Raw genomic sequence first — 21,282 nt, 5'->3', positions numbered from 1 at the left:
ACAGATGGTGTAATGGGACAAGCATTGGAGATTAGTAAAGCAGATTTAAGTGAAAGCTTAGTAAATTTAATGGTATTTCAAAGAGCGTTTGAAGCAAATGCAAAATCTATTACAACTTCAGATGAGCTATTAAGTACACTGATTAACCTGAAAAGATAAGTAGTAAATTTTAGACTTAAGTTAAAACTTAAGTCTAAAAAATTAAAAAGTAGGAAGATTATTTTGAGTTTTATCATAATTGCAGTTTTAATTGTAGTTTTATTATATTTTTTATCAACAGCTCATACATACAAAACTATGTATTTTAAAATTAAAGAGGAAAAAAGCCTTACAGAAGAAGAGGTTTTAAAACTAGAGGCTTTAATAAAAAGATATGAAAAACAAGTTAAAATAGGTACAAAAAGTTTACAAAATAATCAGGAAAATCTTCATATAGCAAGAGATGATTTACAGAAGTTAAGAATGGAAAACATTACTTTAAAAAATCGAATAAATGATCTTCAAAGAAGAAATGAAGAGCTATTTGCTCAAGTAAATGCAATTATTTAAGATGTTTTTTTTGAATAAATTTATATATAAAATATTTCTTACAATTTTATTAATAAGTAATATTTTATATGCAAACGACATATTAAAATCACAACCACAAATTATTTTTGAACTTGATAAGTTAGATGAGTTAGAAGTATCAAATGAGTTTAATAAAGCAGTTTTACTTTTTAATAAACAAAGATATAAAGAGGCTTATGATATTTTTGAGAAAACAAAAGTAGTGTATGAAATACCATCTTTATTAAATATGGCAATAATACTTTTAAAAGATAATAAAAAAGAGGAAGCAATAACTCTTTTTTCTGAAATATACTCAAAAAAATCAAACTTATTGAATGAACCATATGCTTTTATAGCCTCTTGCTACTATCTTTTTACCCTTACTTCAGATGATAAATATATTATAGATTTGGTAACCATTTTCCAAAATAGTGATAAACTAAAAAATCAAAGTGAGATTATATTAAATATCAAAGATATTATTTTAGAAGAGCTTGCAAATAGATATTTAATGGTAAAAGATTATGATAATGCTTTAGGAGCTTTAAATGCTATGAGTTATTCGCTTGATTTAAAAAAAGCTCTTGTCTATATTAAACAAAATAATCTACTACGAGCTGATATAATTTTAAAAAAATTAATTGATACCCAAAAAGATCAAAATAGATTAGATGAGATATATTGGTTTAGTGTTTTTGTAAATTTAAAGTTAAATAAATTAGATGTTGTAAAAGAGATTTTAGAGAAGATAAATAAAAGAGGAAGTGATTATAAAGTACATATAAATTTACCTTTTGAAATATATTTTAATAAAGATTTATACTCATCAAGTGATTATTTAAAATCTATTTTAAAATTTGATGAAGAGAGAAAATTAGATTACTTGTACTATTTTGCACCATTTGTCTTCTCTGATTCAAAGGAGTTAATGTATGATACTGTAAAAGGTATGGTATCAAAAGACAAAAGTAGCCTAGAGAGTCTTGAGGCTATGTTTAACTACAATATAAATTTTATAAAAGCTATTAGAAATGACCCTTTTGTAAGAATAGATCAATTAAAAAATGAGTTAAATGAAAACTCAAAAGCATACAACTACTATAATTTAGCACTAGCTTTCGCTCAAATTAAAGATTTATCAAATGCATATAAATATTTTGAAAAGGCTTACAAATTAAGCCCAGGTAATAAGTTATATGCTGTTATGTATCTAATAACATCAAATAAAGTTTCAAAATCAATGGATGATAAGCAAAAAGAGTTGATTAAAGAGAGAATAAAAAGTAGTGATGGATTGTATAACTACTTTGCAAAAGAGCTATATAGTATTTATGTTGATATAAGCTTTGAAAATAAAGTAGAACCATATTTGCAAACTACACTATTTTTTAAAGCTTTAGATTTTCTAAAAAAGCTTGAAAATAACGAATATGTAGCTGAGCATCCTCTTTTGATAGATTGGGAAAAAGACTCTTTTATATATTTACTAAAATTAGTTCAACAAACAAAAAATGAAGATGATTATAAATATTTTTCAAGAATGCAAGATACAATACCACTAAAATATAATAATAATTTTTTGAATAGCTCTTTAATAACTTCACTTTACTATATTGATATTTTAAAAGCTTTAGGTATATTTAGTAGAGCAGATTTTTATATACCAAAAGAGAGTTCACCTTTATATTTGCTTACTGATGCTTATTCAAGTCTATATTTAGGTAAAGCTAATGAGTCTATAAATATATTAAATAGATTAAAAAATGAATACAATATTGAAAATAGATTTACCATGTATTTACTTGTTGCATCTTATTTAGAAGCTAAAAGAAGAGAAGAGGCTTCTATTCAAATTACACTTATAAAAGCATTTTATAATGATACCGATACAGATTTTTTAACAGCAATTCAGTTGATTCAAACTTTAAATATAAATGCTGCAATACAGTTTTTAAATAAAGCATATAACAATCAATTTATAAGTTTTGATATTATTGGTTTTGATGAATTTATGCTCTCTTTATAGTACTATTTGAAAATTTTTGTTATAATAATTTCAATTTTCTTTATTTAAGGATAACAAATGGAGATAGGACGAACTGCACAAATTGATTTAGCAAAAGAGAATTATGCTTTAAAATCAAAAGAGGTTAGCAATATTGATGAAAAAGAAAAAGTTATAGAAGATGAAGAGTATAAAAAAAATCTACCTATTGATCCAAATAGTAAACTAAATGAAGTTATATTAGATAATATACAGTTTGGCTATAATAAAGATTCGCAAGATTTTTTTGTAAAAGTTACAAGAGGTAGCATTGAAAATAAATATCCAACTGAAGATATGATGAAGATAAAAGCTTTTTTACTTGAAGAGCTTCAAAGAACATTAAAAAATTAATATAAGGCATATAAATTGGCATCAGATTTATCACAAGTATTTAAAAATGAACTTACAAATACATTAGAGCAACTTTTAGGAAAAAAAGCTAAAGTTGAGGGAATAAAAAAGTTAGATGATCTTTTAGAGTCATCGTTTATTGAGTGTGATGTAAAGGTTGAATTTAAAGATATAAAAAGTGGAATTACATTTTTTATCCCAGCTTCTAGTGCTACTAAATTTGAATATCTTATGCTAGGTGGAATGGGAGATTTAAAACAAGATATAGATGATGAGACTACTGATGCTGTAAATGAGATAATTTCAAATATCTCTGGAAGTTTTGCAACAGCATCAAATGCTCAAGGTTTAGCTGATATATCTGGAGTTAAAGTTGAAATAAAAAGTATAAAAGTAGTTGATGTTGCTGTTTTAAAAGATAAAGAGTTATATAAATTTGATACAACTTTAGATGGTGAGCAAAATCCAGTTATTTTATATTTTGATAAAATAATATCTCCATTTTTCTCTTCAATAACAGGTGCAAAAGAGCCAATGAAAAGCTCACCGGTAGCAGTTGAAACTCCAGTTGTTGCACAAAGCTCTAAATCTATGCAATCCATATCAAATCCTTCTAAAAATTTAGAACTTTTATATCATGTTAAATTAAAATTAAGTGTTAGATTAGGATCAAAAATAGTTTTATTAAAAGATATTTTAAGATGGGATGTTGGTGAGATAATTGAGCTTGAGCAGATGGTAAATGAACCTTTAGAGATTTTAATAAATGGTGTAAAAATTGGAGAAGGTGAAGCTGTTATTGTTGAAGGAAAATTTGGTATTAAGATAAGAAGAATAGTAAATGAAGATTTGCAACTAGATAAAATAGGACTCTAATATGGAAATTAATACAAGTAATTTATACAACAAAGATATTCTACAAACAAATAAATTTGAAAATATTAATCAAGATAAACTAAGCCTTGTAGAAGATAAAAAATTAAGAGAAGTAAGCAATGAGTTTGAAGCATTTTTTTTAAATCAAATTTTATCAACATCGCTTCAAGGAAACAACTCAATTGCTGGAAGTGGTGCTGGAAGTGATATTATAAAAGGGATGTATTTAGAATCAATTGCAAATCATAGTAGTGGAACTTTTGGAATAAGTGATATGTTATATAACTTTTTATCACAAAATAATAAAAAAGAGCAGGTACTATAGATGGTAGATGATATTTTAAATAGTATGAATGAAGAGATAAAAAGTTTAAAAGAGGCAATTGTTCAAGATATTGCTGATATTAAACTTGGTAAAAACGAAGAACTTTTTAAAAGAAATGAAGCAAAACATAATATAATAAATGAGATTATGCAAAAAAAAGTAGATTTAAATAATGAACTTGCAAAACTAATACAAGCAAATTTTGATGTAAATATTTATAGAGAAAAAGTAGATTTACTTGAAGAGAATTTAAAAGAGCTTTATGAATTAAACAAAAAATTAGCAAATATCGTTTTACCTATTCAGCAGATGTATAAAGGATTAGTAGAAGAGGTTACTCAAAAAGCAGGGGGACAAATTTTTGATATTAAGGCTTAGTTTTTTAAGTTTAATATTCTTTAACTCTCTTGGTGCAATAACAGTTTTAGTAACAAAAGATGCAATAAAACTTGATGAGAAAATAACAATTTCTAAACTAGAAGAGAAAGAGTATGAAAATGTCCCTAGAACTTGTACGCCTATGACAAAAAAAGAGATTGAAGAGGGTGAATATATAGCAACTCATTATATAAATAAAAATAGTGTTCTTTGTTTAAGAAGTGTAAAGTTATTTGAAGATTACTCAATTTTATTTAATTTTGGCGGAGTAAAAATAGAGAAAAAAGGTAAAATAATCTACGAAAATGATGAGTTTATAAGATTTAAAAACCTTGATGGACAAGTAGAACAGATATATAAAGATGGAAGATTAAGATGAATAAATACTCATTTTTGGGAGAAACACCAGCAGAAGCATTAAGAGAAGCACAAAAAAAGTGTGGTGAAGATGCAATAGTAATATCTACAAAGAAAGTTGAAGGTAAAACTCCTTATGATAAAGGAATGTATGAAGTTGTTGTTATGTTAGAAGATGAGACAATCATGCAGAATAAAGAGTTTACAAAAGTAGCTATTACAAAAGCAAGTAGTGATGATAATCAACCATTAAAAGCTCAAGTTTATGATTACAGAGAAGAGATTTTAAAGATGCAAAATCTTCTTGAGCAGGTTCAAAAAACTCTTTGGAAACCAAAGTCTCAACTTTTTGATTTAACTATTCCACCTGAATTTATTGATATTTATACAATATTTGAAAAAAATGAGTTTGATAGTGAGATGACTTACTCTATTATGAAAAAAACTATAAAAGAGCTACCTGTTGCACTAAAAGTAAACTCTAAAAAGGTAAATGATTTTTTCAAATTAATTTTAAGAAAAGTGATACCTATAAAAATAGAATCACCTCTTAGAAAAGAGCAGAGAAAAATAATGATGATGGTTGGACCAACAGGAGTTGGAAAAACTACAACAATTTCAAAATTAGCAGCAAGATTTGCATATAAAATGGAGCAAAATTATAAGGTTGGAATTGTAACTTTAGATACTTTTAGAGTAGGTGCAATAGAACAACTTCAAGCATACACAAATATTATGAGAATACCTTTAGAAGTTGTAAAAAGACCAGAGGATTTAAGTGAAGCACTTTTTAGATTAAGAGAGTGTAGTTATATTTTTATAGATACAGCTGGTTCAAGTCAATATGATATTGATAAAATAGAGCTTTTAAATGAGTATAGAAAACAAGTTGATGAGTTGCCAATTGAAAAGACATTGGTACTTCCATCAAATGTAAAACATAGTGATTTATTGGAAGTTTATAAAAATTACTCAATTTTAGATATAGATAATTTAATCTTTACAAAACTAGATGAAACAAGAAGTTTTGGAAATATTATAACATTTGCTCATAAGACAAAAAAAGCTATAACATACTTCTCTGTTGGGCAAAATGTTCCAGATGATTTAATTCCAGCAGATGCAACATTTTTAATAGAGTGTTTTATGAAGCAAGAGTTTATTAGGAGTTAATAATGTTAGATGAAAAACTCTCTCAAGCAAAAAACCTAATAAACCTTACAAAAAATATTGATGATAAAGTAAATACAAAAACAAAACTTTTAACAGTAACATCTGGTAAAGGTGGAGTTGGAAAATCTACTTTTAGTGCAAATTTGGCATATTTTTGCTCTTCAAAAGGTTTTAAAACAGTAGTTTTAGATGCTGATATTGGTTTGGCAAATATGCAAGTTTTATTTGATATTAGGCCAGAATTTACTCTTTTTGATTATGTAAACGGTAAAAATAGTTTGCAAGATGTTATTTTGGAGACTAAATATTCAAATTTATATTTAATTGCTGGTAAAAGTGGTTACCAATATAGTAATATAAATAGTAGTTTTGTTTTTTCAAGATTGATAAATGATATTTTAGCTTTAAACTATTTTGATATTTTAATAGTTGATACAGGTGCTGGATTAAATGATTATGTAAAAGAGTTTTTACAAGTATCAACAAACATATTAGCAATAACATCAACAGATCCAAGCGCTTTAACTGATGTTTACTCACTTATAAAACTTTTATCATTAGATAAAGATGAGTTGATGCTATGCTTTAATCACACAAGAAGTGATAATATTGGAAAAAATGTTACTAACTCTTTAATAACTCTTGCTAAAAAAAATAGACTAAAAGAGAATTTTATGATAAAATATATAGGAAACATTCCAAATAGTTCTATGATATCATCTGTTGCTAGGACTAGAAAACTTTTTTTGAAAGAGTTTCCAGGGGATGATGTATCTATGCGATTTGTTGAAGTTGCAAAAAATATTTTAAGAAATCTTAAATAAAGGAATAGCTTTGGTAGTTGAAAGATTTTCACAAAATCTAATAAATACTGGAATTTTTAAGCTTTATGTTGCAGTTGGATTTTGTGCAACCTTAATATTTTTTATTTTAAATAGTCAACTTTTTGCACCAATAGAGATAGTTTTTGGTGCTATTCTTGTAACTCTTTTTTTAAGAGGAGCTGCACATATTATTTTTTCTTTTATAGTTAGAAACTTTAGTTTAGATAAAAAAGTAGAAGATTTTGATATTAAATATAATGAAGAAAAAATAGGATTTTTATTAAATAAATTTAAAAGCGAAGATTATGTTGAGGAAGATGAGTTGGAGATTAAAGAGAAAGAGATTGCTTCTGAAGTAAACAGTTCTCAAAATTTAGAAGAGAATAAATAAAAGGAATAGAATATGCAAATAGGTTCAGTAAATTTTTTAAATCCACTTGAACAAGTAACAGGAAATGCTGTAGATAGTGCAACAGCAACAAATCAAGTAGATAGTAACTATGCAAATAAATCTTTTAAAGATTTACTTCAAAATGCAGTAGATGATGTAAATAACACTCAAATACAAGGTTATAACTCAATGAAAGATATTGCAACTGGTAAGGTTCAAAATCTACAAGAGGCTGTTCAAAGAATTGAAGAGGCTGAACTTAGTTTGAAATTAGGATTAGAGGTAAAAAATAAAGCTTTAAATGCATATAAAGAGATTATGAGAATGCAAGTTTAGGTTTAGGAGGATTATATGGGATTTTTTGATGGATATAATGTAGCAACTTCTGGAATGAGTGCTCAAAGAACAAGAATCAATGTAACAAGTGCAAATATTGCAAATGCAAAAACTACTCATACAGCTGAAGGTGGACCATATAAAAAGCAAGTTGTACTTTTTGAAGATGTACTTTTAGCAAATAAAAATAAAAAAACAAACTCAAATGATATTGAAGTTACAAACTCTACAAATTCGGAGTTAAGTCTTAGAGCAGTAGGAGTTAAAAAGATTATAAAATCAGATGCTCCTCCAGTTTTAAGATATGATCCAACACATCCAGATGCGAACGAAAAAGGTTATGTTGCATATCCTGATATTAATCCTGTTGTTGAGATGGTTGATTTAATTGAAGCAATGAGATCTTATGAAGCGAATGTTACAGCTTTTAATACTCATAGAGGAATTGATACAAAAACTTTAGATATATTAAATGGAAATTAGTAGTTAAATGACAACTTTAATAGATTTATCTTCTCAAACTAGTGAATCAAATGGTGATAATAAAGCATCTAGTAACTTAAAAAATGATTCTATAAAAACTTCACCAAGCTTATTTGATACACTTTTAAACAGTGTTAAAAATAATCAAGAGCTAGAAAATAGTGAAAATAAAAATCTTGAACTTAAAAATAAAAACACAAAAGAGAGTATAGTAACTGAGCAAAATATCGAAAACAAAGCAGATATTTTATTGGATGAAGATATTTCAAATAGTGTTGAAAATAGTATCAAAATAGATTTAGATGATGATAAAACAACTGATTTTGAAAAAGTAGAAAAAGAGGATAAAGAACTAGCTTTAGATATTAAAAAAGATAATAAATCTTCAAAAGATAGTAATAATTTTGTTAATAAAAATAGCTTATTAGATAGGATGATTTTAGAAGTAAAAAATAGTGATAATACTCAAAAAAGAGATTTAAATATAAAAGTAGAAAATATCTCTAATAATTTTGAAAATAGTATAAAAAGTGATACAAAAAAATCTCAAACAGATATTTTAAAAATAGATAAGCAAGAAGAACAAATTTTTTCTAAAGAGCCAAGTTTAGATAATATAAAAGAGTTAAAAACTCTAGAGGATGGTATAGATAATTTTGAAGATAGTTTAAATATATCTAAAGAGATTAATAAAGAAGATAGTGTATCAACTAAAATAGATAATCAAAAAATTGATAAGCTTGTTATTGAAAATAGTAAAGATGAGGTAATAAAAAACGGTACAGAAATTTTTATAGAAGATACTGTAAATAAAGAGAATTTAAAAGTAGAAGAGATATCAACAGATTTAAAAGAGAATGAAAAGAGTTCTCTAATGGATAAATTAATAGAAAAAAATAGTTTAGTAGCAGAAACAAATAAAACAAATAGTGTTATTTTAGTTGAAAATAAAATAGAAAATAAAATAGAAAAAAATATAACTCAAGAAGTAAATGTAAATGGTTTAAAATCTTTAGAAAATAAACAAAGTGATTCTATTTTAGCATCTTTACCTCAAAAAGGTTTAGAAGAGCTTAAAAAAACTAGTTTAATGGATACTTTAATATCTCAAAATAGTAATCAAAATAGCGATAAAAACTTGGAAAATTCAAATAAACTTACAGATATTGAAGTAGGTTCTGAAAAAATAACTAATAATAAATTTGTTAGTGAAGATATAAGTAGAGTTGAAAAGCAACTTTTATTTAATAAAAAAGAGGCAGTAAATATTTTAGAAAATGCTAAAAGTATTGAAGATATAAAACATAGTGCTCAAATTTTAGATTTAGAAGCAAGTGAGCTTGAAGTATCAAAAGAGATAACAAAAGATAGTTTAAAAAATTTAGAGCTTGAAGATAAAAAGAGTTTAGAGAGAAAAACTATTTTAAATACACTTTTAAATGAAAAAAATATAAGAAGTGTTGATGTTAGAAATCTAATAACAAACTCAATTGAGGCTTCAAATGCACTTTTAGAAAATAGTCTAAATATAGCAGATGATGTTACAATTGATGTAACAAACTCTTTAACAAATCAATTTTCAGCAAAAATTGTTGCAGCAAGACAACAGCTTGGTTCTATGATGTCTGATATTGCAAGACAGATGTATGAAAATTATAAACCACCTGTTACTGCTTTTAGAATAAATATTAATCCACAGGATATGGGGACAATCTCTGTTTTAATGAAGCATGATAGACTTAGTGGTTTAAATATTACTCTTAGTATTTCAAGTTTAACAACTTTAGAGCTGATAATGGAAAATCAAAATATGTTAAGAAACTCTTTGGTAAAAACTTTTAGTGACTCTTCAAGTTTTAATTTAGATTTTAATCAAGGAGATAATAACTCATCTTCAAAAGAGCAATCTTCAAATAAAAATAGACAAAATAGTAGTAAAGATACTCAATCTATATTAAAACTTAAAGAGGAAAATAGAGATCTTGAAGATAAAAATGATTATATGTAATGGAAGAATTTTTCTCTTTATTAAACTCTGCTGTAGTTTTTAAATTTTTATTACTTTTTGCAAGAGTTGCATCTTTTGTTGCTTTTATGCCAGTTTTTGGACATGCTGCTATTAGTGTAACAATAAGAGTAGCATTTGCATTCTATTTAGTAATTTTTCTATTTCCTTTTGTTGGTGAGTTTAAGTATGTAGATGAGACAAATTTTATTCTTGCACTCTTAACTGAGATTAGTTTAGGATTTATAGCTGCAATGCTATTTAATGTTATGTTTTCAGCTGTTAGAATTATTGGAGAGTTTGTAGGATATGCAACTGCACTTTCTATGGCTATGATGTTTGATCCAGCAACTGGCTCTCAAGAGGGTTTGGTTTCAAAACTTCTTTTTTGGATAGCATTAATGGTTTTTTTTCAAGCTGGACTTTACGAATCTACTCTTGTAATGTTAGCAAAAAGTTTTTCAATGGTTCATTTAGGAGCTTTTAATATTTTTAGTTTTAATGGAATAGAGATAGCTATTAGTGAAATCTCAAGAATGTTTGCTTTTGCATTTATTTTTGCTTTTCCACTATTTTTTATTGGATTTATTATGGATGTATATTATGGATATGGTACAAAATCAATGCCAGCATTTTCACCATTTATTATTACATTTCAGTTAAAATTTGCTTTAATATTTATATTTTTGATATTTGGTTTAGAAGTTTTAAATGAGGCATTTGTAAACTATTTTATTGATAAGTTTGAATAAGGATTTTTATGGCTGATGATGAAAAAACTGAAGAACCCACATCCAAAAAATTAGAAGATGCCAGAAATGAAGGTAATGTTGGTAAATCTATGGAGGTAGTTGGTGCTGCTGTATTAACTTTGGGCTCAATTTATCTAATTTTTTTTTCAGATCATCTCTTTTTTGAAATAAAAAATACAATGAAGTATATTTATGGATTTATGACTGAAGAGTTAACAAGCGCAACTTATTTTACAATTACCTATGCAGTATCAATGACTTTAATGAAAGCATTAATGCCTATTTTTTTATTTATCTTTGTAATAGCATTAGTAGGAAATTGGATACAGTTTGGTTTCCTATCAACTCCTCTAAAATTTGATTTACAAAAGTTAGATCCAATTAAAGGTATACAAAATGTTTTTAGTCTAAAAAAAGCATTAGAGGCATTAAAATTAACACTAAAATTAACAATAATTGTAATTGTAATGTTTGTTTTGTTTGCTTTAACATATGAAGATTTTTTAGGAATGATGGACAAAGAACTTAATGCTACCATAGATATAATTATTGAGTTATCAATTATATTTATCTTTACAATTCTTTTTATTATCATAATATTTGCTATAATAGATTTTTATTTTTCTAAGCACTATTATATAAAATCTTTAAGAATGAGTAAGCAAGAGATTAAAGATGAGTATAAGAATATGGAGGGAGATCCTCAAGTTAAAGGAAGAATACGAAGAATTCAGATGCAAATGGCTCAAAAAAGAATGATGAGTAGTGTTCCTGAGGCTGATGTTGTAATAACAAATCCAACACACTATGCTGTTGCATTAAAGTATGATAGTAGTAAAAATCAAGCTCCAATTGTTATTGCAAAAGGGATAGATTTTTTAGCTCTTAGAATAAAAGAGGTAGCAAAAGAGAATAGTATTACAATAGTTGAAAATCCAGCATTGGCAAGAGCTTTATATGATCAAATTGATTTGGATAGAGAGGTTCCAAATGAGTTTTATAAGGCTGTTGCAGAAATTTTCACATACATTTATGATTTAAAGAAGAGAAGGTAAAATTTGAGAGTTTTTTTTATTTTTCTATTGCTTATTAACTTTTTAGATGCAAATAGTAGAGATTTTTATTATAGTTTTATAGGTTCTCAAGGTAAACAAATACCAGAATCAACAAAAGAGCAAATTTTATCAACTCTTGATGGAATTGATGAAGCTAGAGAGCTTTATTATGAAGGAAAACCAAAAGAGGCTTTTGAAAAAATTGAAGAGATAAAAAATAGTAATAAAATATCTATTTTAAAAACAGATATTTTGCTTCTATATTCAGAGTTAGTTTTAAAGTTTCAATCAAAGAAGATATTAAATGATGCAACAAATGAGTTAGAAAAAGCTGTAAATGATGGAACTGTAAATCAAGAGAATCTACTTCAAGCATACTTGCTTTTAGTTGAATTAAAACTTTCAATAAACAAGATTGATGAAGCTAAGTATTATTCAAAAACTTTAGTAGATATATTTGATACTCAAAAAGCTAAAATAAGAGGTAAAATTTCTCAATCAAAAATATATAGATATCAGAAAAATTATCAAAATGCTGAAAAAGTTTTATATGAGGCTTTAAATTTAACAAGTGATAGAAATGAGGCTTCAAATATTGCAAATGAACTTTTTGATGTCTATTTACTAGCTGGTAAAACAGAAGAAGCAAGAAGTGCTATGGAGCAAATTTTAAATCTAACACCATCTTTTTATTCAAATGATTTTATATTGGCAAATAAAAGAGCTGATATGCTTTTTAAGCTTGGAATGGATGATTTGGGTATAAAAATTTTAAAAGATATTATTCTCAATTCTAAAAATAGTGATATTTTGAATAAAACTAAATATAAGTTAGCAAATATTTATCTTAATTTATATAAAAGAGGCGATACAACATCTTTGAGTATTGCAAAAGCTTTATTAAAAAGTTTAGTAGATGGAAATAAGGAGGATCCTTTATATAAAGATTCAAAAATCTATTATGATGAGATAAAAATGAGAAAAAGAGAGATTGAGCCAACTGAAATTTCACATGAATATACTCAAGATGAGACAATGCAACAAAAAGCTATATTGCAAGAGTTTTTAAACTATAGCGATGACAAAAAATATGAAGATATAGTAAGAGGTAAAGATATTTATAAAAAAATTCCAAAATCGATACAAAAAAGATTCGATATAAATAATCTTGAAAATATGATAGATATTGCTTATCTTGAGCTAATCAAAGATTATATTGCAAAAAAAGAGTGTGAGAAATTAAGAAACTTATTAAAAGATACAAAAAGAGATATATTTGTACAAATTTTAAATGATGAACTTTTGAAAAATGGTTTAATAGCTTGTATCCAAGAGAAACCTGATGAACAAACTTATGAGCAGTTAAAAGATATTTTAAAAGAGACAAAAGATGAAAATATATATTTTGTTTTAGAGAATATTGCTTTTGGAATAGGGAAGATTGATGATGCTGTTTATTACTCTTCAAAAATCTCTAATAGTAAAAATATTGAGCTTTTAAAGGATGAATTTTTTATTAAATATCAGGTTTTAAAAGAGAAAAATGATTTTGTTCTTTTTGATAGATTTTTAAAAGACAATTTAAAAAATAATTCAGTTGTTGAAGCAAATTTAGAAAATCCTATGATTATAGATTTTTATTATGATTTATATATGTATTTAAAGAAGATAAAAGATGAAGAATCCGCTAATAAAACTCTTGAGGATTTAAATAATTTTCAAAATAGTTTTAAAGTTTTTGTTTATTCACCAGTTGTAGAACTAGAGTTAGCAAAAATAGCAAAAGATAGTAAAAACTATGAACTTGCTGTAAAAAATCTCAAAGATGCCCTTTTACACACAAGAAATATAAAAAAAGAGGATGAAGTTAGAATTTATTATGAACTTGCAAATTTATATCAAGAGCTTAAAGATAATGAAAATAGATTTGAATTTTTACAAAAGTGTAAGGATATAAAATTAGATGATAATTTATATAAAACAATGTGCGAGAGTATGAATTGAATAATTTAGATGATATATTAAATCAAATCGATTCATCAAACTTAAATATTGCTTTTGGAAGAGTTACAAATATCTCTTCAATAACACTTAGTGCAACTGGTCTTGATGTTGCTGTTGGTGATATTGTAAGAATTGAATCAGAACAAAAACTTTATTCTGTTTTAGGAATGGTTACAGTGTTAAATGCTAGCTCATTTATTGTAGTTCCTTTTTCATTTGTTGATGGATTTAGAGTAAACGATAAGGTTTTTTTACAAAGAGATGGACTTAACATAAAGTGTGGTAATGGACTTTTAGGAAGAGTTGTAAATGCTTTGGGTGAACCTATTGATGATAAGGGAAAAATAAGAGATATTGATACAAGTTGCCCTATAAATAAAGAGAGTATATCTCCACTTGAAAGAGGAATTATAGATAAAAAATTTGCAACAGGCGTTAAAGCAATTGACTCAATGCTAACTTGTGGAAAAGGTCAAAAAGTTGGTATTTTTGCAGGTTCAGGAGTTGGAAAATCTACACTTATGGGGATGATTGTAAAAGGTTGTGAAGCTACAATTAAAGTAATAGCATTAATTGGTGAAAGGGGTAGAGAGATACCTGAATTTATTCACTATAATTTAGATAATGATTTAGAAAATACTGTTATTGTAACTGCAACTTCAGATGAGTCAGCTTTGATGAGAAAATATGGTGCATTTACAGCTATGGCGATTGCAGAATATTTTAGAGACAAAGGTCATGATGTTCTACTTATGATGGATAGTGTAACAAGATTTGCTATGGCTCAAAGAGAGATAGGTCTTAGCACTGGAGAACCACCTGTTAGTCGTGGTTATCCACCATCTGTTTTTGCACTTTTACCACAACTTATGGAGAGAGCTGGAAATAGTAGTAAAGGCTCAATTACAGCTTTTTTTACTGTTTTAGTTGATGGAGATGATATGAATGATCCAATTGCAGATCAAAGTAGATCTATTTTAGATGGACATATTGTATTAACAAGAGATTTAACAGAGCAGGGATTTTATCCACCAATAAATATACTAAAATCAGCCTCTAGGGTTATAGACAAGGTAGTTACAAAAGATCATTATAATGATTTTTTAAAGTTAAAAAGAGTATTATCTCTTATAAAAGAGAACGAAGTTTTAATTAGAGTTGGTGCATATAAAAAAGGTGCTGATTTAGAACTTGACAACGCAATATCAAAAAGAGAAAAAGCAAGAGAGTTTCTTACTCAAGGAACTTTAGAAAAATACTCTTTTGATGAGATTGTCGAAAATTTAAAAAAGGTGTTATTATGATATCTGGTATAGATTCAACAACATATAGATTAGGAAATTTAGATAAATATCAAGCAAAATTAAATTTTCAAATGAGTGGAAAACAGCTTCAATATGGAAGTGATGACTCTGTTACTTTTGGAAGATTGGTTCATACTCAAGATCAAATAAGATTAAACGAGGGTATAGTTAATCAGTTAAATAGAGCAAAAGTTTTAAACGATAATTCAGATAGTACTATAAACGAAATCAAAAAAATAATGGATAAAATAAATGAGGAGCTTATTAAGGCAAATACTTCAACAACAGGAGTTGAAGGATTAGAGGCAATTGCTCAACAATTAGTTGGTTATAAACAAAGCTTAATGGATTTAGGAAATACTCAAACAGAGGGTCAATATCTATTTGCTGGAAGTGATGCTTCTGTTAAACCTTTCTCAATGGATACAAATGGAAAAGTAACATACCATGGAGATTCACAATTGAGAAAAATGGCAGTAGATGATGGTTCGTATCATCAAAGAGGAGTTAATGGTATTGATATTTTAACTTTTGTTGCTAATACAGCTTATGCAAATGGAACATTAACATTTAAAGATGGCGATAAAATTGTTGATCAAGATGGAAATGAGTGGGTTTTAGATACAGCAACAAATCAAATTGAAAAGACTAGATGGGATGGTTCAAAAGAGGTTTTAACAGCAGTTCCACCAGTTCCACCAGTTCCACCAGCTTCTGAATATAGTGTAGATTTAACAACTTTAGGTGATGGTATTAGATTTGATGCAAGAAGAAGCACTTTTGATATGTTAGATGATGCTATTAAAAGTTTAAGAGGATTAGATGATTTAGGAAATCCAGCATTTCCAGGTGATGAAGCTGCTAATTATGCTTTTAGAAGAGAGGGAATCTCTCAAGCAGTTGATGATATAAAAAAAGTGATTGATTCAGCAGTTATAGCACATGCAGATTTGGGTGGTAGAAATAAAACTTTTGAAACTGCTTTGGATAGGTTAAGTTCAAAAATTGTTCAACTTAATATTGTAGATACGGAACTTGGTAGTTCAAATTTAACAGATGTTGCTATGCAACTAAAGTCTTTAGAAATTTCATATACAGCTATGTATTCAACGGTAAATAAAACATTTGAATTATCTTTAGTTAATTTTATGAGATAAGTTAGCTAATTTAGTGATATATGAAATTTAGTCTTAAAAATTTATTCTCTAGGGATTTAATTGCAGTAGCATTGTTTTTATCAATGCTTGCAATTATAATTGTACCTTTAAATCAAACCGCTATTGACTTTTTTATATCACTATCTTTAGCTTTGTCATTTCTTATACTTTTAATATCTTTATATATTCAAAAACCAGCTGATTTAACAACTTTTCCAACACTTTTATTAATACTTGTTATTTTCAGACTTGCACTTAGTATTGCAACAACAAGATCAATTTTAAGTGAAGGTCATAATGGTCCTGAAGCCGTTAGTACAATAATTAGTGCATTTGGTGAGTTTGTTGTTGGTGGAAATATGGTTATTGGAATTGTAATATTTATAATATTAGTTTTAATAAACTTTATGGTTGTAACAAAAGGAGCAACAAGGGTTGCTGAGGTTACTGCTAGATTTACACTTGATTCTATGCCTGGTAAACAGATGGCTATTGATGCTGATTTAAATGCTGGATTTATTGATGATAAAGAGGCTCAAATTAGAAGAAAAGCACTTATAACAGAAGCAAACTTTTATGGGGCTATGGATGGATCTTCTAAGTTTGTAAAAGGTGATGCTATTGCTGGTATTATAATTACAATTGTAAATATTATTGGTGGTCTTTTAATTGGAATTTTCCAACATGGTTTAAGTGCAGGAGATGCTGCAAATATTTATACAATTTTAACAATTGGTGATGGTCTTGTAAGCCAAATTCCAGCACTTTTAACATCAACTGCAACTGCTATTATAATAACAAGATCAAATACAGATGAAGAGAGATTTGCAACAAGAGCTGTAAACCAATTAATGAAAGATACAAAATCTCTAATTTTAGTTGGTATTGGGCTTATTCTTTTCTCATTAGTTCCAGGTTTTCCTACAGGTATTTTATCTTTTATGGGAATTTTATTAATAGCTTTAGGTTATACAATTATAATGATTGATAGAGGTGATGATAATATTGTAACCAGAATGTTTAAAGCTCCAGTTGCTAAAAAAATTGAACAACCAGCTGAGCTTAAAGAGCAGAAAAGAAAAGAGGCTGCTATTGATGAGAGTCAAAGTATTGAAACAGTTATGAAGCTTGAAGTTTTAGAGTTGAAGCTTGGAATTAGACTTCTACAACTTGTTCAAGGAAACTCTGATCTTCTTGATAAGATAAAAGCAATTAGAAAAAATATTGCTAGTGAGCTTGGATTTATAATTCCTCAAATAAGAATCTCAGATGATACAAATCTTGGAGCAAATGAGTATCAGTTTTATCTAAAAAGAATACCAATTGTAAAAGGAAGAATTGAAGTTGATAAACTTTTAGCAATGGGTGGATTAGCAAATGAGAAGTTAGATGGTATAAAAGTTAAAGAGCCTGTATTTAATTTAGATGCAATTTGGATAGCAAAAGAGTTAAAAGAAGAGGCTTTAATGAAAGGCTTTACAGTTGTTGATGCTCCAACAATTATTTCAACTCATATATCTGAAATTATTAGAAAACATGCTGAAGATATTATAACTAGACAAGATATTGTTGATATTATTGATAGATTGAAAAAAGATTTCCCAATTGTTGTAGAAGAGGCTATGAAAGTTGCATCTTATGGAAGTTTATTAAAAGTTTGTAAAGATTTACTTCATGAAAAAATACCAATTATTGATATGCTAACAATCATTGAAGCAATTGCAGATATTGCTGAGTTTACAAAAGCACCAGAGATTCTACTAGAGCATGTTAGAGCAAAACTATATAGACTTATTACTCAAAAATATAAAGATAGTGATGGCGTTTTACATATAGTGACAATTAAACCAGAACTTGAACAACACTTTATTAGTAAACTTCAAGATAATCATGGAGCTAGTCAATTAATGCTTAGTATCGCTGAGATAAATAACTTAGTTACAAAAACAAAACAGCTTCTTGATAGTGTTGAGAAAAAAGGTTTCTCAAAAATAGCTATGGTTGTTGATCCAGTTTTAAGAAAAAGAGTCTCAGAAATATATGAGAAATTTGGGATGGTAATTCCAGTTTTATCTCATGCAGAGCTTGATTCTAAAGCAAATTTTGCTATTGAAGGAACTTTAGAGTTCTAATCTTTTTTATACTTTTTAAGGAATTCTTTGAAATACTATTTTACTTTTTTAAGAGATAATCCAATTATTAGAGGTTTATCTTTGGTTAATTTTATTGCATCATTTGGTGCATGGTTTTCAACAGTTGCAATATATACAATGGTTGTTGATTTTGGTTCAAGTGAACTTGCAATTGCTATTGTTACAGCTATGCATTTTTTACCAGCAATTTTAATAGCTCCTTTTAGTGGAGCAATTATTGATAGGGTAAGAATAAAACCTTTAATGGTTACCTTACTTTTTGTAGAACTTTGTATGACAGCTTGTTTTTTGTTGATTTCAAATGCTAGTGATTTGTGGTTACTTTTAATATTTATATTTATAAGAATGAGTGCAGCTTCAATGTTTTTTTCAAGTGAAATGTCACTTTTAGCAAAATTGGCAAGTGGAAAAGAGCTTCAAACTGCAAATGAGATTCAATCAATTATTTGGTCTTTTACATATGCAGTTGGAATGGCTGCTAGTGGATTTATTGTAAATTTATATGGAGTTAAAACAGCTATTTTAATTGATGTTATTATTTTTATATTAGCATTTATAGTTTTTTTACCAATTAAAATAAATTTAGAGTATAAAAAAATTGAAGAGAAAATTTTAGAGTTAATGCTTGATGGTTTAAGATATATCAAAAAAAACAAAATTATTTTACATCTTATTTTTCTTCATGCAAGTGTTGGATTAACATCTTATGATGCATTAATTACAATATTGGCAAAAAATGAGTACAAAGAGTTAATTGCAGTTCCTTTGGCAATTGGATTATCAAATAGTGTAAGAGCAGTTGCTCTTATGATTGGACCACTATTTTTAAATAAGATTATAAATAAATCAAATCTTCAATATCTACTTGCATTTCAAGGCCTTACAATCATAGTTTGGGCTTTTGCACAAAGTGATTTTTATCTATCGCTTATAGCACTATTTTTTGTAGGATTTAGTACGGCATTTTTATGGTCATACACTTATGCTCTTTTACAAAATCATTGTGATAAAAAATATATAGGAAGAGTTATTTCATACAATGATATGTTTTTTATGTTTGCAAATGTTTTAACAACTTTGTTTATAGGTTCTATGGCACATATTACAACAACTACTGTGATTACAGTCTGTTTAGGATTTGCATTTATATTTTTTGCTTTTTACTATACTAAGATAAAAGCATTAATATCCTAAAATGTAAACAAAAATTTCAAAAGGATTATTATGATACTTGATTATAAAAATGTAAATGATTTAGATAGATATAAAATTATGTCTGGAAGTATAGTTCCAAGACCAATTGCATGGATTGTTACAGAAGATGATGGAGTTTTAAATGCAGCACCTTTTTCATATTTTATTCCAATCTCTACAAATCCAGCACTTGTAATTGTGGCAATTGGAAAAAAAGATGATGGAAGTTTAAAAGATAGCTTAGCAAATATTCTTAAAACAAAAAAAGCAACTATTTGTTTTCCAAATAAAGATAATGTAGAACTTGTTCAAAAGTGTGCAACACCACTTTGTAAAAGTGAGAGTGAAATAGAGAAGTTTCAAATTGATGTTAAAAAAGAGTTAGAAGATTATCCACCAATGATAAGCTCAACTCAAACAGCACTTTTTTGTAGCTATTATGATACATATAAAGTAGATGGGGATACAACACCTGTTATTTTAAAAATAGATTATCAATTTATTGAAGATAGTAGAATCAATGAGAGAAATCACACAAAAATAGATAGTATTGGAAGATCTGGAATTACTTTTAAAGCTATGGTAGATCTATAATTTTGCTAAGCTTTATGCTTAGCAAAAACTATTTTGCACTTTTTATAAAAGCACTTCCTAAAACTCTATTTCCATCATAAAAAACAGCCAGTTGTCCACTAGCAACTCCAAAAGCTGGCTCTTTTAATTTTATAATTGCTTTATCATTAATAATCTCAACATCACATAAAATTGTATTACTTCTATATCTTAGTTTTACACCACATGAGAATTTTTTATCATCAATATAGATATTAAGCTCTTCACCAACAACTTCATTAACTTCTAAGGATGGTTTTTTACCAACAACAATTGTGTTATTGTTTGGATTTAATTTTAAAACAAAATGAGGCTCTTGAGCACCTTTTACACTAAAGCCTTTTCTTTTTCCAATTGTATAGTGAGCATAACCTTTATGCTTTCCTACTACATTTCCATTTTGGTCTAAAACATCACCTTCAATATCTATATTTGCGTGTTTTTTTATAATATCAGTATAAACAGTTTCTACAAAACAGATCTCTTGAGATTCATTTTTTTCAGTTATCTTTTTATAAGTTACATCTAAATTTGCACCAAGTTTTATAATATCCTCTTTTTTATAGTTACTTAGAGGAAACATCATAGAAGCAATAGCTTCTTTAGGAACTTGAGATAAAAAATAGCTTTGATCTTTTGATAAATCATCTGCAAGATAGAAAAATTTACCATCAGTTTTTACATAGTGACCAGTTGCAAGAAATGAAGCTCCTTGCTCTTTTGCAAAATCAAGCATTGCTCCAAATTTTATATTTTTATTACATTTTACGCATGGATTTGGAGTATTTCCATCTATGTAAGAGTTTACAAAATAGTCATAAACATCTTTTTTAAATTTTTTGGATAAATCTAAAATATGATATTTTATACCTAGAAATTTTGCAACCCCATCAATATAACTTAAATTTGATTCGTGGTAACCATCAGTTCTATCATGAAGTTTTAGATAAACT

At 27.0% G+C, this 21,282-nt stretch carries 23 protein-coding genes; 22 read left to right on the top strand and 1 reads right to left on the bottom strand.

All coding sequences use genetic code 11. The features are described 5' to 3' along the window. The first annotated feature begins 12 nt into the window (after window positions 1–12). From WC168_RS05555 to WC168_RS05450, 22 genes are all read left to right on the top strand, one after another. On the top strand, window positions 13–159 hold the full coding sequence (locus tag WC168_RS05555) for a flagellar basal body rod C-terminal domain-containing protein (protein WP_372618017.1): 147 nt from the start codon (window positions 13–15) through the stop codon (window positions 157–159). Between the two features lie 63 nt (window positions 160–222). Further along, window positions 223–549, top strand: coding sequence for a hypothetical protein (locus WC168_RS05550; RefSeq protein ID WP_066160464.1), 327 nt, complete (start codon window positions 223–225; stop codon window positions 547–549). 1 nt (window position 550) lies between these two features. Next, window positions 551–2,578 (top strand): hypothetical protein, encoded by a 2,028-nt coding sequence (locus tag WC168_RS05545; RefSeq protein WP_372618015.1) that lies wholly within the window; start codon window positions 551–553, stop codon window positions 2,576–2,578. A 57-nt stretch (window positions 2,579–2,635) separates the two neighbouring features. Next, the gene (locus WC168_RS05540; protein ID WP_066350376.1) at window positions 2,636–2,950 is read left to right on the top strand and encodes a flagellin; all 315 of its coding nucleotides are present in this window, start codon (window positions 2,636–2,638) and stop codon (window positions 2,948–2,950) included. Between the two features lie 15 nt (window positions 2,951–2,965). Further along, window positions 2,966–3,826 (top strand): FliM/FliN family flagellar motor switch protein, encoded by an 861-nt coding sequence (locus WC168_RS05535; RefSeq protein ID WP_066160473.1) that lies wholly within the window; start codon window positions 2,966–2,968, stop codon window positions 3,824–3,826. A 1-nt stretch (window position 3,827) separates the two neighbouring features. Then, a complete protein-coding gene (locus tag WC168_RS05530; protein ID WP_066160476.1) occupies window positions 3,828–4,151 on the top strand; it encodes a hypothetical protein in 324 nt (107 codons plus the stop codon). Then, the gene (locus WC168_RS05525) at window positions 4,152–4,529 is read left to right on the top strand and encodes a hypothetical protein (protein ID WP_066160478.1); all 378 of its coding nucleotides are present in this window, start codon (window positions 4,152–4,154) and stop codon (window positions 4,527–4,529) included. Beyond that, window positions 4,513–4,908, top strand: a complete 396-nt coding sequence (locus WC168_RS05520; RefSeq protein WP_129098002.1) for a hypothetical protein — start codon at window positions 4,513–4,515, stop codon at window positions 4,906–4,908. The genes WC168_RS05525 and WC168_RS05520 overlap by 17 nt, the downstream gene beginning before the upstream one ends. Next, window positions 4,905–6,059 carry a flagellar biosynthesis protein FlhF gene (gene flhF / locus WC168_RS05515; RefSeq protein WP_066160480.1) on the top strand — a complete coding sequence of 385 codons (1,155 nt, stop codon included), beginning with the start codon at window positions 4,905–4,907 and terminating at the stop codon, window positions 6,057–6,059. Before WC168_RS05520 ends, flhF begins: the two co-directional genes overlap by 4 nt. Window positions 6,060–6,061: 2 nt before the next feature. Next, the gene (locus WC168_RS05510; protein WP_372618011.1) at window positions 6,062–6,883 is read left to right on the top strand and encodes a P-loop NTPase; all 822 of its coding nucleotides are present in this window, start codon (window positions 6,062–6,064) and stop codon (window positions 6,881–6,883) included. Between the two features lie 10 nt (window positions 6,884–6,893). Continuing rightward, complete coding sequence (locus WC168_RS05505) at window positions 6,894–7,274, top strand: hypothetical protein (protein ID WP_174519302.1); 381 nt, start codon at window positions 6,894–6,896, stop codon at window positions 7,272–7,274. 12 nt (window positions 7,275–7,286) lie between these two features. Beyond that, entirely contained in the window at window positions 7,287–7,610 is a 324-nt protein-coding gene (fliE, locus tag WC168_RS05500; protein WP_066160485.1) for a flagellar hook-basal body complex protein FliE, read from the top strand. A gap of 15 nt (window positions 7,611–7,625) precedes the next feature. Then, window positions 7,626–8,093 carry a flagellar basal body rod protein FlgC gene (gene flgC, locus WC168_RS05495; protein WP_066160488.1) on the top strand — a complete coding sequence of 156 codons (468 nt, stop codon included), beginning with the start codon at window positions 7,626–7,628 and terminating at the stop codon, window positions 8,091–8,093. A 7-nt stretch (window positions 8,094–8,100) separates the two neighbouring features. Next, the gene (locus tag WC168_RS05490; RefSeq protein WP_372618008.1) at window positions 8,101–10,101 is read left to right on the top strand and encodes a hypothetical protein; all 2,001 of its coding nucleotides are present in this window, start codon (window positions 8,101–8,103) and stop codon (window positions 10,099–10,101) included. Beyond that, complete coding sequence (locus WC168_RS05485) at window positions 10,101–10,850, top strand: flagellar biosynthetic protein FliR (RefSeq protein WP_372618006.1); 750 nt, start codon at window positions 10,101–10,103, stop codon at window positions 10,848–10,850. The genes WC168_RS05490 and WC168_RS05485 overlap by 1 nt, the downstream gene beginning before the upstream one ends. Before the next feature lie 8 nt (window positions 10,851–10,858). Beyond that, window positions 10,859–11,905, top strand: a complete 1,047-nt coding sequence (gene flhB / locus WC168_RS05480) for a flagellar biosynthesis protein FlhB (protein WP_372618004.1) — start codon at window positions 10,859–10,861, stop codon at window positions 11,903–11,905. A gap of 3 nt (window positions 11,906–11,908) precedes the next feature. Further along, window positions 11,909–13,909 (top strand): tetratricopeptide repeat protein, encoded by a 2,001-nt coding sequence (locus WC168_RS05475; protein WP_372618002.1) that lies wholly within the window; start codon window positions 11,909–11,911, stop codon window positions 13,907–13,909. Then, on the top strand, window positions 13,906–15,213 hold the full coding sequence (fliI, locus tag WC168_RS05470; protein WP_066350387.1) for a flagellar protein export ATPase FliI: 1,308 nt from the start codon (window positions 13,906–13,908) through the stop codon (window positions 15,211–15,213). The genes WC168_RS05475 and fliI overlap by 4 nt, the downstream gene beginning before the upstream one ends. Next, window positions 15,210–16,370, top strand: a complete 1,161-nt coding sequence (gene flgL / locus WC168_RS05465; protein ID WP_372618000.1) for a flagellar hook-associated protein FlgL — start codon at window positions 15,210–15,212, stop codon at window positions 16,368–16,370. The genes fliI and flgL overlap by 4 nt, the downstream gene beginning before the upstream one ends. A gap of 20 nt (window positions 16,371–16,390) precedes the next feature. Then, window positions 16,391–18,502: a flagellar biosynthesis protein FlhA gene (flhA, locus tag WC168_RS05460; protein ID WP_319060137.1), complete on the top strand. Its 2,112-nt coding sequence runs from the start codon at window positions 16,391–16,393 to the stop codon at window positions 18,500–18,502. A 27-nt stretch (window positions 18,503–18,529) separates the two neighbouring features. After that, window positions 18,530–19,717, top strand: coding sequence for an MFS transporter (locus WC168_RS05455; RefSeq protein WP_372617998.1), 1,188 nt, complete (start codon window positions 18,530–18,532; stop codon window positions 19,715–19,717). Window positions 19,718–19,747: 30 nt separating this feature from the next. Further along, window positions 19,748–20,311, top strand: a complete 564-nt coding sequence (locus tag WC168_RS05450; RefSeq protein ID WP_372617996.1) for a flavin reductase family protein — start codon at window positions 19,748–19,750, stop codon at window positions 20,309–20,311. 28 nt (window positions 20,312–20,339) lie between these two features. Here the strand turns inward: WC168_RS05450 and mnmA are convergent. After that, on the bottom strand, window positions 20,340–21,282 hold a 943-nt coding region (mnmA, locus tag WC168_RS05445; protein ID WP_372617994.1), incomplete at its 5' end, for a tRNA 2-thiouridine(34) synthase MnmA.

Source organism: Aliarcobacter sp. (assembly GCF_041672065.1).
GTDB lineage: Bacteria > Campylobacterota > Campylobacteria > Campylobacterales > Arcobacteraceae > Aliarcobacter > Aliarcobacter skirrowii.
Note: the sequence above shows the minus strand (reverse complement) of the source record. Positions and strands in the feature narration are given on the sequence as shown.